General features: G+C 60.5%; 15 protein-coding genes and 1 tRNA gene. 3 read left to right on the forward strand and 13 right to left on the reverse strand.

The window, feature by feature from the left end; genetic code table 11:
- Positions 1–108 precede the first annotated feature (108 nt).
- From wrbA to C3F38_RS11415, 3 genes are all read right to left on the reverse strand, one after another.
- Positions 109–708, reverse strand: a complete 600-nt coding sequence (wrbA, locus tag C3F38_RS11405; protein ID WP_049201633.1) for an NAD(P)H:quinone oxidoreductase — start codon at positions 706–708, stop codon at positions 109–111.
- Between the two features lie 86 nt (positions 709–794).
- Positions 795–1,265, reverse strand: a complete 471-nt coding sequence (locus tag C3F38_RS11410; protein WP_049272896.1) for a helix-turn-helix domain-containing protein — start codon at positions 1,263–1,265, stop codon at positions 795–797.
- 117 nt (positions 1,266–1,382) lie between these two features.
- On the reverse strand, positions 1,383–1,958 hold the full coding sequence (locus tag C3F38_RS11415; protein ID WP_047727877.1) for a helix-turn-helix domain-containing protein: 576 nt from the start codon (positions 1,956–1,958) through the stop codon (positions 1,383–1,385).
- A 67-nt stretch (positions 1,959–2,025) separates the two neighbouring features.
- Here C3F38_RS11415 and C3F38_RS11420 point away from each other — a divergent pair, with 67 nt between their 5' ends.
- Positions 2,026–2,949 (forward strand): DMT family transporter, encoded by a 924-nt coding sequence (locus C3F38_RS11420; RefSeq protein WP_055317303.1) that lies wholly within the window; start codon positions 2,026–2,028, stop codon positions 2,947–2,949.
- A gap of 51 nt (positions 2,950–3,000) precedes the next feature.
- Here C3F38_RS11420 and cycA read toward each other — a convergent pair whose 3' ends face one another.
- A complete protein-coding gene (gene cycA, locus C3F38_RS11425; protein ID WP_043141829.1) occupies positions 3,001–4,401 on the reverse strand; it encodes a D-serine/D-alanine/glycine transporter in 1,401 nt (466 codons plus the stop codon).
- Between the two features lie 349 nt (positions 4,402–4,750).
- On the opposite strand from cycA, the gene C3F38_RS11430 reads away from it, so the two are divergent.
- Positions 4,751–4,826: transfer RNA gene (locus tag C3F38_RS11430), tRNA-Lys, on the forward strand.
- Between the two features lie 220 nt (positions 4,827–5,046).
- Here C3F38_RS11430 and C3F38_RS11435 read toward each other — a convergent pair.
- Together C3F38_RS11435 and C3F38_RS11440 are read right to left on the reverse strand one after the other, a co-directional pair.
- Complete coding sequence (locus C3F38_RS11435) at positions 5,047–5,550, reverse strand: DedA family protein (RefSeq protein ID WP_055317304.1); 504 nt, start codon at positions 5,548–5,550, stop codon at positions 5,047–5,049.
- A gap of 74 nt (positions 5,551–5,624) precedes the next feature.
- Complete coding sequence (locus C3F38_RS11440; RefSeq protein ID WP_055317305.1) at positions 5,625–6,938, reverse strand: MFS transporter; 1,314 nt, start codon at positions 6,936–6,938, stop codon at positions 5,625–5,627.
- 391 nt (positions 6,939–7,329) lie between these two features.
- Here C3F38_RS11440 and C3F38_RS11445 point away from each other — a divergent pair, with 391 nt between their 5' ends.
- Complete coding sequence (locus tag C3F38_RS11445) at positions 7,330–7,632, forward strand: putative quinol monooxygenase (protein WP_047730753.1); 303 nt, start codon at positions 7,330–7,332, stop codon at positions 7,630–7,632.
- A 118-nt stretch (positions 7,633–7,750) separates the two neighbouring features.
- Here the strand turns inward: C3F38_RS11445 and C3F38_RS11450 are convergent, their stop codons facing one another.
- From C3F38_RS11450 to C3F38_RS11480, 7 genes are all read right to left on the reverse strand, one after another.
- Entirely contained in the window at positions 7,751–8,305 is a 555-nt protein-coding gene (locus C3F38_RS11450) for a hypothetical protein (protein ID WP_038875318.1), read from the reverse strand.
- Positions 8,289–8,855, reverse strand: coding sequence for a GNAT family N-acetyltransferase (locus C3F38_RS11455; RefSeq protein ID WP_055317306.1), 567 nt, complete (start codon positions 8,853–8,855; stop codon positions 8,289–8,291). The genes C3F38_RS11450 and C3F38_RS11455 overlap by 17 nt, the downstream gene beginning before the upstream one ends.
- Positions 8,856–8,977: 122 nt before the next feature.
- Complete coding sequence (locus C3F38_RS11460; protein WP_055317307.1) at positions 8,978–9,697, reverse strand: enoyl-CoA hydratase/isomerase family protein; 720 nt, start codon at positions 9,695–9,697, stop codon at positions 8,978–8,980.
- The gene (locus C3F38_RS11465; RefSeq protein WP_038875325.1) at positions 9,690–10,862 is read right to left on the reverse strand and encodes an MFS transporter; all 1,173 of its coding nucleotides are present in this window, start codon (positions 10,860–10,862) and stop codon (positions 9,690–9,692) included. The genes C3F38_RS11460 and C3F38_RS11465 overlap by 8 nt, the downstream gene beginning before the upstream one ends.
- Positions 10,859–12,070, reverse strand: coding sequence for a 5-aminolevulinate synthase (hemA, locus tag C3F38_RS11470; protein ID WP_038875328.1), 1,212 nt, complete (start codon positions 12,068–12,070; stop codon positions 10,859–10,861). Before hemA ends, C3F38_RS11465 begins: the two co-directional genes overlap by 4 nt.
- Positions 12,071–12,085: 15 nt before the next feature.
- Entirely contained in the window at positions 12,086–13,297 is a 1,212-nt protein-coding gene (locus C3F38_RS11475; protein WP_038875331.1) for an acetyl-CoA C-acyltransferase, read from the reverse strand.
- A gap of 9 nt (positions 13,298–13,306) precedes the next feature.
- Entirely contained in the window at positions 13,307–14,836 is a 1,530-nt protein-coding gene (locus C3F38_RS11480; RefSeq protein ID WP_047727865.1) for a 3-hydroxyacyl-CoA dehydrogenase NAD-binding domain-containing protein, read from the reverse strand.
- Between the last annotated feature and the right edge of the window lie 198 nt (positions 14,837–15,034).

The raw sequence follows: 15,034 nt of genomic DNA on the forward strand, positions 1-15,034 counted from the left end.
CAGACGCTGAATGGCCGGGGGAGGGGCATTCTAACCTTGCGGCGGGTCGGCAACAAGATGGGGCCGTGCGAATGCGCGACCCTTTGAATCACAGGCGCAGGAGGGTGCTTAACTTTTCAGCTTGGCGGTGATTTTTGCCACGTGCTCGCCCTGATAGCGGGCAATGGTCAACTCTTCGTTGCTCGGTTGCCGCGAACCGTCGGCGCCGGCGATGGTGGTGGCGCCATACGGGGTGCCGCCGCGTACCTGCGAAACGTCAAACAGCTCTGGCGTGGCATAGCCGATCGGCACGATGATGAAACCGTGGTGCGCCAGCGTGGTCCAGGTGGAACTGATGGTGTGTTCCTGGCCGCCGCCGGTGCCGGTGGAAGAGAAGACGCTGCCTACCTTGCCGTACAACGCGCCGGAAGCCCACAGGCCGCCGGTCTGATCGAGGAAGGTGCGCATCTGCCCGGCCATATTGCCGAAGCGGGTCGGCGTGCCGAAGATAATGCCGTCATAGTCCGCCAGCTCCTGCGGGCTGGCGACCGGCGCCTGTTGATGTTGTTTGCCCCCTGCTTTGGCAAAGGCCTCCGGCGTCATGGTTTCCGGCACGCGTTTAATCGTCACGTCCACGCCGTTAACCCGATTCGCGCCTTCGGCCACCGCCTGCGCCAGGTGTTCGATATGGCCGTACATTGAGTAATAAAGCACCAACACTTTCGTCATGTTCCGTACTCCCGCTCAGATGATTAACAAAAACCCTTGATAAGCATAGAAGCGAATGACGAATTTGGTTTTGTCGAATGGCGGATTCAGGGCAAGCGCCGCAGCTTGTGCGCCAGCCGCTGTTCCTGCCAGCGGCTGAAGACATTGCGCAGCAGCAGGGTACGCACCGCCCGCATGACCAGCGCGAGGCTCATGCCGCCGATCGCCCACAGCGACCAGAGATATTGCGGGTGGGTAAACCAATTGATGGCGAACAACATCACGCCAATCACGGCGAAACGCACCGCCATGCTCAGCAGTTTGCCTTCTGCCGCGACCTGGCGACGAATGCGCTGTTCGTCAGGCGTCTCTTCCTCCATTGCCTGTTGCGGCTGCGCATTGAGATCGCTGACCTGCACGCCCAGCGCGGCAGCGATCGCGGTCAAGGTTTCCAGGCTGGCCTGTTCACCGTTTTCAATCCGCTGGACGGTGCGGGTGCTGAGGCCGGCGATCGTCGCCAGCTGCTCCTGCGACCAGCCTTTTTCCAGACGTAATGGCCTGATGCGGTACTTTTGCATGGTGCACTCCTGAGTTCGCTGTCACTGTCATTCAGTGTAGGGCGAGCGGGGTGGCGGCGCCACGACAGCGGCACGACAGCGACACGACATCCGCCGCCGGTGTGGGCCGGCGGGCGGTCAGAAGGCGACGTTGCGGATAAAGCGCAGGGGCAGCTCGCCGTGGTTGGCGTAAGCGTAGCGCTGATCGCTGTTGAAGGTTTGCGTGGCGCCGACGGTGAGCGTCAGCGTATCTTGTTCCAGCTCCAGCGTCAGAGTACCGGCAATCACGTAGATCATTTCGCTCCAGCCTTCGGCGTCCGGCGCAGAGTCATAGCGCTCGCCCGGCATCAGCGTCCATTCCCACAGCTCGGCCCGCTGCCGTGCCGGTACGCTGGCGGCGAACAGCGCCTGGCTGCCCGGCTGCGCGCCTTGCCAGGCCAATTCCCCGACCATATGGCTGCCGCGCGCCTCCGGCGCCTGGATCAGATCGGTAAAGGAAATCGCCAGGGCGGCGGCGATCTTGTCGAGCACCGCCAGGCTAACGTTGCGATCGCCGGCCTCGATGCCCGCCAACATACGGCGGCTGACGCCGGAAAGCTCGGCCAGCGCCATTTGGCTCAGGCCCGCCTGTTGGCGGTAGCCGCGCAGGTTGCTGCTCAGGTACTGCAGCACCTTGGGGGGATCGGTTTTTGCGTTATGCGCCGTATTGCTCATCGCCGGGCTTTATCTCATACTGGCAGGATCTGTGCATTATATTGCACTCAGCAGGAAGGGCAAGCCGGTGTCAGCAGCAAAAAAATCCTTTATTTCCGTCGTGGTTCCGCAAATCAGGCTGCCGGAAGCGGTGTTGATTTTCATCACCATGATCTGGGGCGGCACCTTTTTGGCGGTGCATCACGCGATGCAGGTCAGCGGGCCGTTCTTTTTCGTCGGCCTGCGTTTCGCCACCGCTACGCTGGCGCTGACCCTGTTTTCGCTGCGCGTGCTGCGCGGCCTGACCCTGTATGAACTGAAGGCGGGCGGGCTGATTGGGCTGGCGATTATGTTTGGTTACAGCATGCAAACCGTCGGCCTGCAGACCATCACCAGCAGCCAATCGGCGTTTATCACCGCCATGTACGTGCCGATCGTGCCACTGTTGCAGTGGCTGGTGCTGGGGCGGTTCCCCGGCATCATGTCGTGGGTCGGCATTCTGTTGGCCTTTACCGGCCTGATGCTGCTGGCGGCGCCGAGCAGCACCGACATGACGCTGAGCCTCGGCGAAATTCTGACGCTGGCCGGCACCCTGGGGATGGCGGCAGAGATCATTCTGATCGGCGCCTTCGCCGGTAAGGTCAATATCCGCCGGGTGACCATCGTGCAGCTGGCGACCGCCTCGCTGACCTCATTTTTGATGATGGCGCCGACCGGCGAGTCGCCGCCGCCGTATTCGGATTACCTGCTGTACAGCGCCATTGGGCTGGGGCTGGCCAGCGCCTTGATTCAGCTGACCATGAACTGGGCGCAGCGCAGCGTTTCGCCGACGCGGGCCACGGTGATTTACGCCGGCGAACCGGTCTGGGCGGGCATCGTCGGGCGGTTGGCCGGCGAGCGTTTGCCGGGCGTGGCGTTATTGGGGGGCGCCTTGATCGTGATTGGGGTGGTGGTCAGCGAGCTGCGCGTGCGGCGCAAGGATAAAGCGGCGGTGGCGACGGAAGCGGATTAGTGCAGAGGCACAGAAAGAAGAAAGGGGCGGAGATATCCGCCCCTTTTTGCATCATGCGGTTTTCTTCTTGCGCAGGAACACGTAAGACAGGCCGAGCACGATGAACCACAGCGGGGTGACGATCAACGCCTGGCGGGTGTCTTCACGCAGCGACAGCAGCACCAGCACAAACACGAAGAACGCCATGCACACCCAGCACATCAGTTTGCCGGCCGGCATCTTGTAGATCGATTTCTGGTGCAGCGCCGGGCGCTGTTTACGGTAGACCAGATACGAGCACAGGATGATGGTCCAGACGAACATGAACAGAATCGCCGATACGGTGGTCACCAGGGTGAAGACCGTCATCACGTTCGGGATCAGGTAAATCAGCACCACGCCACCCAGCAGGCAGATGCAGGAGAAGGTGAGGCCGTTGGCCGGCACCGCGCGCTTGGACAGATTGGCGAACGATTTTGGCGCGTCGCCTTCCTGCGCCAGCCCGAACAGCATGCGGCTGGTGGAGAACACGCCGCTGTTGGCGGAGGAGGCGGCGGAGGTCAGCACCACGAAGTTGATCACGCTGGCCGCGGCAGGCAGGCCGATCAGCACGAACAGTTCAACGAACGGGCTCTTGTCCGGCACCACGGAGTTCCACGGCGTGACCGACATGATGACGATCAGGGCGAACACATAGAACATGATGATGCGGATCGGAATCGAGTTGATGGCGCGCGGCAGCGATTTCTCCGGATCCTTGGTTTCTGCGGCGGTGGTGCCCACCAGCTCAATGCCGACGAAGGCGAATACCGCAATCTGGAAGCCGGCGAAGAAGCCGCTGATGCCTTTCGGGAACATGCCGCCGTCATTCCACAGATGGGTGAATGAGGCCACGGTGCCGGTCGGCGACTGGAACTGCATGGCGATCATCACCAGCCCGGCGACGATCAGCCCGACGATGGCGACGATTTTGATCATTGCAAACCAGAATTCCATTTCGCCGAACATCTTCACGGTCGCCAGGTTAAGGCCGAGCAGCAACAGTACGCACAGCAGCGAAGCGATCCATTGCGACAGCCCGGGGAACCAGAACTGGGCGTAGGCGGTAATCGCCACGACGTCGGCGATGCCGGTGACCACCCAGCAGAACCAGTAGGTCCAGCCGGTGAAGAAACCGGCCCACGGGCCGAGCAGATCCGCAGCGAAATCGCTGAACGATTTGTATTCCAGATTGGACAGCAGCAGCTCGCCCATGGCGCGCATCACGAAGAACAGCATAAAGCCGATGATCATGTACACGAAGATGATCGACGGGCCGGCCAGGCTGATGGTTTTACCTGAGCCCATAAACAGACCGGTGCCGATGGCGCCGCCGATGGCGATCAGTTGAATATGTCGGTTAGTGAGGTTTCGCCGTAGATGATCTTCTGAAGCGGGCGTCGCGTCAGTCGCTATTTTAGAGTGATCTACCATCTGATGATGTCCTGTTTTACCTGTCATTAGTGAAGTCGCGAGCTCTGAAGTGGCTCTTTTTTATACATTTATCCGGTTGGCCCGGCTTTAGTAAGGTAGTGCAATAACGCCACCTTTGTGCAACATGTTTACAACATTTATACGCGGGATAAAAGTCGATCAATCTTTACACGGAGGAGGCAAATCGGACGTTCAGGGAGCGGAAGATTACTCTTCAAAAGGTGGGATTAACAGACCTTATGCGGCTTATCTCGTTGATTAAACAAAGGGTTGCAAAGCTCGCATGAGAAAAAGTAATGAGTGGAAGCGTTTGACGGCGGCACTGACGAGGAGGACAGTTTATCTCGTTGGGTCGTTAGCTCAGTCGGCAGAGCCGTTGACGCTTAATCAATGGGTCACAGGTTCGAACCCTGTACGACCCACCAACCAAATCAGCGTGTTACGCCGAGGTTTTTCTCTGCTTGTTTCCTCATTGCGCCGTTTTAAGCGCGCTTTTTGCAAAAAAATTCGCATTTTTCGACTGATGTTCAGAAAGGTGATCTGGCGCAAACTGCGGTGTTGCACGGCAGTTTATACGGCAAGAGAGGCTGTGCGCTGGCGCAACGTCGGCGCATGAGCCGATCATTTGCCCAAGAATCTTTCAGGTCAAGATGCGGGGAATAAATGCGCAGCCGACATCAAGATCAGCGCCCAGGCGGCGGCCGAGAGTGCGGCGGTGGCATAGACGCGCCCCAGCGGCAGCTTCAGCATGCCGGCCACCAGCGGTACGGTATAGCGCATTACCGCCAGAAAACGCGAGGCGAACAGCAATGGCAACCCGCGCTTTTGCAGGGCGCGCTGGGCTTTGTGCAGCGGCGCATGAAAACGCGCCGGTAGCCGGCTGCCAAGATCGCGGCGGCATAGCAGTGCGCCGCAGTGGAACGACAAGATCGATCCCAGCGCGGCCCCGAGGGTGATGGCCGCCCAAACGGCGCTGACAGGCAGCGCGTGCTTGCCCGCAACGATGCCCATCAGCAGCGTGACCGAGGCGGGCGGCAGGACGGAGGAAACGAAGATCACGGATTTACCCAGCGCAAACAGGAAAATCAGCAGCAGCAACATCTCCGGCTCCGGGGTGTATTTGGCGATAATATGCGTCAATTCATCCATTTAACACCTGTGGGCGAGGGGGTTGAATGCCAGTGTCCCATCCGCAGGTTCAATAATGGCTAAATAACGCGCCGCTATCCGGCAATCTTTGCGTCTTGCTTGCTCACGTCGGTGCGCCGGTTTTTGAGCGCCCACAACAGCGCGGCGCACAGCAGTGCAAAGGCGGCCAGCACCAGCGGCCCGGCGTGCGGGCTGTGAAAACGCTGTTCCGCCTCGGTGCGGATAAGCGGGGCTAAAAAGCTGAACGCCGCGCCGAGCGTGGTGCAAAAGCCGATGCCGGCCGCCAGTGCCGGGCCGGTGAGCACCTGAGCGGGAAACGTCCAGAAAATCGGCTGTACCGCCAGGAAACTGACTGCACAACAGCTCAGTGCGGCGATAGCGAGCAAAGGACCGGCATAGGAAGAAACCACCAGCCCCAGCGCCGCCGCGACCATGCAGGCGACGGCGATCGGTAGTCTTCTGGCGGTGTTTCTGTCGGCAAAGCGCGGCAGGAAATAGACGCCCAGCGCAGATAACGCCCAGGGAATGGCGGCCACCAGCGAGGCCTTGAAGCCGAGATGGGTGCCCATCAGCGAGGCGACCTGCGAAGGCAGGAAAAACATCAGGCCGTACACGCCGATCTGCAGGGTGCCGTAGATCAACGCCAGATGCCAAACTTTGCCGTTTCTCAACGCTGCTTTGACGCTGCTGGTTTCGGTCTGCTGCTGTTCGGCGGCCAACTGTGCGACCAGCGCCGTGCGTTCTTCCTCAGTCAGAAAGCGGGCCTGCTGCGGGCTATCGTCGAGATAGAAAAAGGCGAAGACGCCGAGGGCGACGGCCGGCAACCCTTCCAGCACGAACATCCAGAACCAGCCGGGCTTACCCAGCACGCCGTGCATCTCCAGCAATGCCCCCGACAGCGGGGAGCCGAGCGTCAGGGCCGCCGGCACGCCGAGCACGAAAATGCCAATGACCGAGGCGCGCACCTTATTGGGAAAATAGATCGACGCGAGCAGCAGGATGCCGGGGTAAAACCCGGCCTCGGCGATCCCCAGCAGAAACCGCAGGACGATAAACAGTTGTTCGTTGGTCACCAGCCCGGTGCAGGCCGACAGCGCCCCCCACAGCGCAGTGGTGGCGCTGAGCCAGCGTTTGGCGCCCCAGCGGTTCATCAGCAGGTTGGCCGGGATGCCGAACAGCGCATAGGCGGCAAAAAATATCCCCGCGCCGAGCGCAAAGGCGGATTGGGACAGCGCGATATCGATAGCCATCGCGTCCTTGGCAAAGCCGACGTTAACCCTGTCGATAAAGGCGACAAAGTACATGGCGAACATCAATGGCACCAGCCTGCGCCAGGTTTTGCGAATGGCGACGTTGAGCGCAGGAGCGGCATAGGTGGTGTGATTCACTGGCGTTAACCTCTCTTCTGAGAATGACAAGCGTCGGTCACAGGACCGTCCTGATGCCGTTGCCCTCAACACGACGGTAACCACGGTTTCTCTTCGCGATCCTTAAAGGTCTAAAGGACTAAAGGACTAATGGTCAGGCCTTTGAGGGCAAAAAAAACGCCGCGTATCGGGTCGGCAGGTTGGTGCAGACATCACCATGGTAAATGGTGTGTTGCTTTTTTGTTAACCGGAAGTTCACACAGGGTCAGGGTAGGTTCAAGCGCTTTGATCGAGATCTGTGTGCGCTATCACCGAATTGACAACCCGGCGATAGGCCTGGAGCAGGGTGCTTTCATCTCGGGAGTGAGGACGCTAAGGTGAGGCACGGCAAAACAGAATGCAGGAGCGCAACATGCTGAAGGTCATCGCTGAAGACTTTATCCACCCGGAACACATTGAAACCGTTATGCCATGGTATCGCGAGCTGGTGGAGAAAACCCGTCAAGAACCGCTGTGCATCAGTTATGAACTGTGCATCGACCAGCAGGACCCCGGGCATTTTATTTTTATCGAAAGCTGGCCGGATCGCGCCGCCCTGGATGTGCATTGTCAGACCGAGCATTTCACCCGGCTGGTGCCACAGATCAATCAGCATCAGCGCAAGCCTTGCACCTTCCTGTTTATGCAGGTATTTCCCGGTTTGAACGGTGACTAGATGAAAAAAGCCCCGCAGGGGGGGCGGGGCTAATGGCTTCTCAATGCATCTTTTAATGGTTAATAAATAACCTTATTGCTTGAGGCATACCCTGAGAATGCTCCTAAATGTATTCATACTATGAATGATTATGCGCAGTGGCCTCGCTGGCGGTCCTGATGTCGCGCAACATACGGCGGCGTATCAGCCCGCTGACCAGGCGAATAGTATACCAGTAGGGGGTGAACCGCCGTCGGCTGGCGTCGTCGGGGCAGAAGATGCGCGTTTCCGTTACCAGGCGGCAGTGGCCGCTCGGCAAAGGGGTCACGACGTAACCCAACGCCAGTTTGGCTACGCCGGGCTGAGCGAAGGCCAGAAACCCCGGCCCGTCGGCGACGTCCTCCAGACCGTATTCGGCCTGCCAAAAGCGGCCGATCAGGCCATAGACCAGCGCCGTTTCATCCCGCTCAAGCAGGCAAAAGTTATGCAGGCCAAACGGCGGTGGGTTGGGTTTATCGCGCGGTATCAGCCGTGCGGGCAATTCGCGCAGCGCTATCATGCTGCGGAAAAAGCGATCGTGCTTGGGATCGTAAGCGGCCACGGCCGCCAGTATCCGGGCCGGCGGTGCGGCGATGGTGATGGCATGCCGCTCCGAGAACTGGTATTGCCCAAGGTATTTATTCAGCAGCGCCATGCTTTGCATTCTCCCGCCATTCGCTTTGCAGCAGAGCGAAACCGAATTCGTCGCCCCACGCGCCTTTAAAAAACACGTTTTGCCGCCAATGGGCCTCGCGCTGAAAACCCAGCTTGCCGAACAGCGCGGCGGCGCCAAGATTACGGGCGTCTACCACCGCGGTAATGCGGTGCTTCGCCAGCGGCCCGAACAGCAGGGCGATGACGGCGTTCAGCGCCTCGTGCGCCATCCCTTGCCGCTGATGGCTGGGCGCGCAGGTCACGCCCAGTTCAGCCTGGCGCCCCGCATCGAAAAAATGCACCGCGACATCGCCGAGCAACGCGCCGTCTTCGCGGCGCTCGACCGCCAGTTGAAACCAGCTGTCTTCACGGTTGAACTCGAGCCGCCGCTGCCGTTCGAAAAAGGCCTGCGCATCGGCGGCGCCGTAGTCGCTCCAGCTTTGATAGCGCGCCACGTCGGGGTGGCTGCGGTAGGCGGTAAAGTGGGGCAGATCGTCGGCCGTGAACGGGCGCAGGATCAGCCTGGGGGTCAGCAGAGGCAAAGGGCGCATTGTTTTTCCTTATCAGCGCATTAGGGCTACCGGCAGTGTAGCCCAGCGCCGAGAGGCGGGCTGCGTAAAATGAGCTGTGGCGGAAAAGCGGAAATGCCGGTTCAGGCGAACCGGCAGGGGTATTATCGGCGGGCGACAGCCTGACGCAGGCGCTCGACCGGGCCTTGTTGAAAAGCGAATGAGGGGGCTTCCTGCCGTGCCAGCCCCTGGCGCACGATGGCCTTAACCGTTTGGCTGGCGGCAAGATCTTTTCCGGCGATCTGTTCGGCGATGCGCAGTGCTTCTTCCCGGGCCGTCCCCTCGCTGATACGGGAAATGGCGCCGTGTGATAACGCCTCCTGCGCATCGACGATTCTGCCGGTCAGCAGCCAGTCGAGCGCGACATAGGGAGAAACTCGCGCCGGCAAGCGCGCGCACCCGCCTTGTGCGGCGACCAATCCGAGCCCGGTTTCGGGGAAGCTGAAGCGTGCGCCCTGGCCGGCGACGATCAGATCGCAGGCCAGGGCGAGCTCAAAGCCACCTCCGTAAGCGATGCCATCAACGGCGGCGATGATCACCTTGGCGATCTGCGCATGGATCAGCCCGCCAAACCCCTCCGGCGTGACGATGGGCAGTTCACCCTGATGAAAGGCGTTGATATCCATGCCGGCGGAAAATACCGCCGGTTGACCGGCCAGGACGATCGCGTGCACCGAGTCATCGTTATCTGCCTGCCGCAGGTAGGTGCGGATCAGCTCGGCCATCTGCAGGTTGATGGCGTTCTTTTTTTCCGGCCGATTGAGGGTGATGACCGCAACCTGCTCGCCATGGCGCTCATAAAGCACCGGAAGGGCTTCATTCATTGTTGGTCTCTCCCCGGAAAAACAGCAGCGTCAGCAGCAGGGCGATGGCGCCGAGCGGCAGCGAAAACAGCGGCAGGTAATGGGCCGGCAGCGCGTAGAGCGTCAGGCCGCCCAGCATGCCGCCCGCCGCGATGCCGGCGTACAGCACCGAGCTGTTGAGCGACACGGTCAGCGCGCCAAAGCGTTTCGACAGCGACAACAGGTGATGTTGGATCGGCACCAAATACATCCAGCCGGTAATGCCCCAGACCAGGAAGATGGCCAGTACCCACCAGGGGGAAGTGACATAAAAGGCCAGCAGAAACAGGGACAGCGTCTGGAGCGCCACGGAAAACAGCAGCACAAACTTGCTGCCGAGGGCATCGGTTAACGCACCGGAGGCAAAATTGCCGATCACCGCGCCAATACCGAACACCAGCAGCGCGAGGGGCAGAATCGCCTGCGGGCCGAACTGGGTGTTTTTCAGCAAGACGCTGACGTAGCTATAGACGATGTGTTCCGAGCAAACGGCAAAAAAGGTGATCAGCAGCGTAGTCAGCACCGCCTTTTGCCGCAGCGGGGCGAGCCGCTCTTTCAGCGAATGCTTGCCCGGTGGCGCAATGGCGCGCAGCGCCAGCGACAGGCCCAGCAGCGCAATTGCCCCCAACAGGGCGATGAACAGGAATATCTCACGCCAGCCGATCAGTTTGGCGAGAAAGGTACCGAATGGAATACCGAGCGCAATAGCCAACGTCATGCCCCCATAGACGATGGAAATGGCCAGGCCGCGGCGTTTTTCCGCCACCAGCCCCACGGCGGCGGCGGCGGCCTGCGGCGTGTAACAGGCCGCTCCCAATGCGGCCAGCACTCTGCCGAACGAGATCTGCAGGTAGCTGGTGGCCCAGGCGCAGGCCAGATTGCCGGCGATGAACAGTACCAGCGCCAACTGCAGGATATGCTTGCGGTTGACGTTGCCGAGCAGCCAGGCGGTCAGTGGCGCGAACAGCATATAAGCCAGCGCGAATACCGATATCAACTGCCCCGCTTGCGCGGGGCTGACGGCAAAGGTATCGGAAATGTCACTGAGCACGCCGGCCACGATAAAGGCGTCGGTGCCGATGGCGAACGTACCGGTTGCCATTAGACAGAGCGTGACCAGATGGCCGTTATAATCCGCTAACTTCATCCTGCCCTCCGCAGATCGTTCACCGCCCAGACCCGTCCCAGCGCCGCCAGGAACGTCTCCACGTCGGCATGGGAGTGCGCCGAGGTTGGCGTTACCCGCAGCCGCTCGCTGCCTGCGGGCACCGTCGGCGCATTGACCGGCTGCACGTAAATATCATGCTCATCGAGCAGTACTTTGCTGATGTGTTTGTTGCGGTGCGGATCGCCGACCCGCAGCGGCAGGATATGGCTGTCGGCCGACACCAGCGGAATGCCGGCGGCGCGCAGGCCGGTTTTCAGATGATCGACGATCGCCAGCAGGTGCTTGCGCTGGGTGTCATGCTCGAGGTTGTATTTAAAACTGGCCAGCGCGGCGGCCACCACCGGCGCCGGTGACGAGGTGCTGAAGACGAATGCCGGGGCCCAGCTGCGCACCGCCTCCACCACCGAGCGGGGTGCGGCGATATAGCCGCCCGCCGCACCGTAAGACTTGCCGAAACCGCCCTGAATAATGGTGATTTTATCCAGCAGGCCCAGCTGTTCGGCGTAACCCAGCCCCCGTTCGCCATAGACGCCGGCGGAGTGGATCTCGTCGAGATAGGTCAGCGCCTGATACTGTTCCGCCAGCGCCACGATCTGTGCCAAGGGAGCGAAGTCACCGTCCATGGAATACAGCGACTCGAAGGCGATCAGCTTTGGCCGCGCCGGATCGGCGGCCTGCAGCAGCTCGGCGAGGTGTGCCACATCGTTGTGGCGGAAGATCTTTTTCTCCGCCTTGCTGTAGCGGATACCGTAAATCATCGAGGCGTGATTCAGCTCGTCGGAGAATACGATCAGATCGGGAATGGCGTCACACAGGGTGGACAAGGTGGCGTCGTTGGCGCCGAAACCGGTAGTGAACAGCAGAGCCGATTCTTTGCCGTAAGCGCTGGCCAGCAGCGTTTCCAGTTCGCTGTGGTAGACCGAGGTGCCGGAAATGCTGCGGGCGCCGCAGGTGCCCAACCCGACCCGGTTAACCGCTTCGGTGGTGGCCAGCAGCACTTTGGGGTGGTGGCTCATCGCCAGATAGTCGTTCGAGCACCAGACGTTGAGACGGCGCTCACCTTGCTGTCCGTGGCTGGTGGCCCAGGGTTTGTCCTGTACGCCGCGTTCAAGGTTGAGGAACTCGCGAAAACGCCCCTGTTTTTTGGTTTCCGCCAGCTTTTCTTCAAGAATGTTCAGTACGCTCATAGCATATTCCTTGTGTTAAACGGCTTTAAGGTTTAGTGACAGACCCTGGCCGACGCCGACGCACATCGTCACCAATGCGTTGCTCGCCTGTCGGTCGCGTAATTCCAGCGCCGCCGATAGCACCAGGCGCGCTCCGGACATCCCCAACGGATGACCGAGCGCGATGGCGCCGCCGTTCGGGTTAACCCGCGCGTCGTTGGCGTCGATACGCCAGTGTTTCAGCGCCGCCAGGACCTGTGAGGCGAACGCTTCGTTAATCTCGATGATGTCGAAGTCGTTTAAGGTGAACCCGCCGCGCTGCAGTAAGCGCTCGGTGGAGGCGATCGGCCCCAGCCCCATCAGCGCAGGTTCAACCCCGGCGGCCGCGCTGTCGCCGATCTCCGCCAGAGGTTGCCACCCCTGACGCTTCACGTAGCGCCCGGAAGCCAGCAGCAGCACGGCGGCGCCGTCGTTGATGCCGGAAGCGTTGCCTGCCGTGACTGTACCGCCGGCGGAGAACGCCGGTTTCAGCGTCTGCAACTGTTGCAGCGTGCTGAGCCGGGGAAACTCGTCCTGCGCGAATGTGCGGGTCGTTTTACGATCCGCCGGCACGTCTACGGGCGTGATTTCCCGCGCCAGCCGGCCGCTGTCGATCGCCCGGCGAGCCTTCTGCTGCGAGGCCAGCGCGAACAGATCCTGTTCCTCGCGTGAGATATGCTGCCGTTGAGCCACGTTTTCCGCCGTGATGCCGAGCGGATCGCTGCCGTAGCGCTCCGCCAGCCGCGGATTAACAAAGCGCCATCCCAGCGTGGTGTCGTACAGCTTTACCCCCTTATCGAATGGCGTTTCGCTCTTGCTCAGCACATAGGGCGCGCGGCTCATGCTTTCCACGCCGCCGGCCAGAATCAGTTCGCTAAGGCCGCTGCGGATTTTTGCCGCGGCGTAGATCACGGCATCCAACCCGGAGGCGCAAAGGCGGTTGAGGGTGATGGCCGGCACCGACGGATCCAGTCCGGCAAGCAGCGCCGCCATGCGGGCGACATTGCGGTTGTCCTCGCCGGCCTGGTTGGCGCAGCCCAGAACCACTTCGTCCAGGCTCGCTTCCGCCGCCGGATGGCGCTGCAGCAGACTGCGAATGATCGTTGCCGCCATGTCGTCGGGGCGGGTATGCGCCAGGCTGCCACCATAGGCGCCGATCGCCGTGCGCGTGCCGTCGATCAGATAAACGCCGTCATCTTGAATGCTCATCATTAATCCTTAAGGCGTGGTCGTCAGCGCCGGTTGCGCGGCGTGCAGAAGGGTGTAATGCGGCGCATAGCGTGCTGCGTGCAGCAGCTGCGCCAGGTTGCTCAGCGTCGTCCTGACGTTTTTCTCCCCCAGGCTATCTAGCCAGCCGAAAATGCCGTCGGCGTAGTTAACGCCGGCGACGGCGGCGACATCGATGTCTTCCCGGCTGCAGACGCCGCTTTCCACCATGATCACCGACTCGTTGATTAGGCTGCTGAGGACGCGGGCGACGATCAGCGCCGGGGAATCCTTGATAAATTCAACCTGCGGGATTGCCGTGTGCAGCAGGCGTAAGAACAGCGCTTTATTGGCTGCAGAGGCATGGCGGCTGTGCGCTGCCACCAGATACGCCGTGTCGGCGTAATTCAGGGCGACATCGACCACAAAGGCATCCGCCGCCGTCTGCTCGGCCAGCTGGTTTGCCGTGCGGCCATCGGTGATGCTGACGCTGAAAGCGTCATTGATCCGGACGGCCGGCCCCAGGCCCGGTAATGCCGGCCGTTGTTCCACGCGCAGCTGTGGCCACTGAAGCGCGGCACGTTGTTGTAACAGGGTAAAAAAAGGGTGTTCGCCGTAAACGTGCAGCGTCTCAATGTCTGCATCGGTGGCGGCCATCACCGGCGGGGCGTTTTCTTCGGCGGCAAAATAGGAGCGGCCGTTCTTTTTTCCCAATAGACCGGCATCGACCAGCGAACGCTGCAGGTGGCCGGGGGTATAGCGCGCGTCGTATTGCATGTCCTGCCAGATTTGCCGACTGACCTGATAGTTGATGTCCTGGCCGATAAAATCGGTCAGCTCGAGCGGCCCCATACGAAAGTGCCCGCCAGCCTTGAGGGCACGGTCGATCTGCGGCGCGCGCGCCACGTGTTCTTCCAATAGGCGGAACCCTTCCAGGTAGTAGGGGCGGGCCATGCGGTTGACGATAAACCCCGGCGTGGCCTGGCAGACAACATCGCGTTTCCCCAACGCGGCCACCAGTTGACGGCAACGCTCCGTGGTGGCGTGTGCGGTAAAGTAGGCCGGGATGATTTCAATCAGTTTCATCAGCGGCGCGGGGTTAAAAAAGTGCAAACCGATAAACCGCTCGCTGTGCGTCACCGCGGTTGCCAGCTTATTCAGCGACAGTGAGGAGGTATTGGTGGCGATCAGCGTGTCGGGCTTGACTGCCGCGGCTATGGCCGCCAGCACCTCAAGTTTGGTTTGCTCTTGCTCGGCGATGGTTTCTATCACCAGCTCGCTGTCGGCAATGGTCTCAAATACCGAGGTGAACACCAGATTGGCCAACACCGCGCCTTTATCCTGCAGCGCGATCTTGCCCTGTTCGACTTTCTTGTTCAGGTCTAGCTCGATATAGTCGCGAGCCTGATTGAGGGTATTGCCGTTGCGATTATAAAGCACCGTGCGAATGCCTTTTTGCGCGAAAAGATAAGCGATGCCTCTGCCCATCGTTCCCGCGCCGATAATCGCAGCCGACTGAATTGCCGCATTACTTTCTGCCATAGAAAATCCCCGTCACTGTATGCCATGCGAAATTCGCAAATGCTTATTATCTCTTTGGATTTACGGCGGCACTGGGTGCCTGTCTGGAAAGTAATTGGCGGTGTCCTGGCTGTCTAACGGTAGAAATGACAGGTTTACGTGCCGAGGAGATTATGCTATTCGCGTAGTTTTCCTGTTCGGTGCAATAAAAAGGCTTAT

Origin of the sequence: Serratia sp. SSNIH1 (genome assembly GCF_002935055.1) — a bacterium.
GTDB classification, from domain to species: Bacteria; Pseudomonadota; Gammaproteobacteria; order Enterobacterales; family Enterobacteriaceae; genus Serratia; species Serratia nevei.

Coding starts and splice junctions, on each gene's coding strand:
- wrbA (WP_049201633.1), bottom strand. CDS start 708: ATGACGAAAGTGTTGGTGCTTTATTACTCAATGTACGGCCATATCGAA.
- C3F38_RS11410 (WP_049272896.1), bottom strand. CDS start 1,265: ATGCAAAAGTACCGCATCAGGCCATTACGTCTGGAAAAAGGCTGGTCG.
- C3F38_RS11415 (WP_047727877.1), bottom strand. CDS start 1,958: ATGAGCAATACGGCGCATAACGCAAAAACCGATCCCCCCAAGGTGCTG.
- cycA (WP_043141829.1), bottom strand. CDS start 4,401: ATGGTAGATCACTCTAAAATAGCGACTGACGCGACGCCCGCTTCAGAA.
- C3F38_RS11435 (WP_055317304.1), bottom strand. CDS start 5,550: ATGGATGAATTGACGCATATTATCGCCAAATACACCCCGGAGCCGGAG.
- C3F38_RS11445 (WP_047730753.1), top strand. CDS start 7,330: ATGCTGAAGGTCATCGCTGAAGACTTTATCCACCCGGAACACATTGAA.
- C3F38_RS11450 (WP_038875318.1), bottom strand. CDS start 8,305: ATGGCGCTGCTGAATAAATACCTTGGGCAATACCAGTTCTCGGAGCGG.
- C3F38_RS11455 (WP_055317306.1), bottom strand. CDS start 8,855: ATGCGCCCTTTGCCTCTGCTGACCCCCAGGCTGATCCTGCGCCCGTTC.
- C3F38_RS11460 (WP_055317307.1), bottom strand. CDS start 9,697: ATGAATGAAGCCCTTCCGGTGCTTTATGAGCGCCATGGCGAGCAGGTT.
- C3F38_RS11465 (WP_038875325.1), bottom strand. CDS start 10,862: ATGAAGTTAGCGGATTATAACGGCCATCTGGTCACGCTCTGTCTAATG.
- hemA (WP_038875328.1), bottom strand. CDS start 12,070: ATGAGCGTACTGAACATTCTTGAAGAAAAGCTGGCGGAAACCAAAAAA.
- C3F38_RS11475 (WP_038875331.1), bottom strand. CDS start 13,297: ATGAGCATTCAAGATGACGGCGTTTATCTGATCGACGGCACGCGCACG.
- C3F38_RS11480 (WP_047727865.1), bottom strand. CDS start 14,836: ATGGCAGAAAGTAATGCGGCAATTCAGTCGGCTGCGATTATCGGCGCG.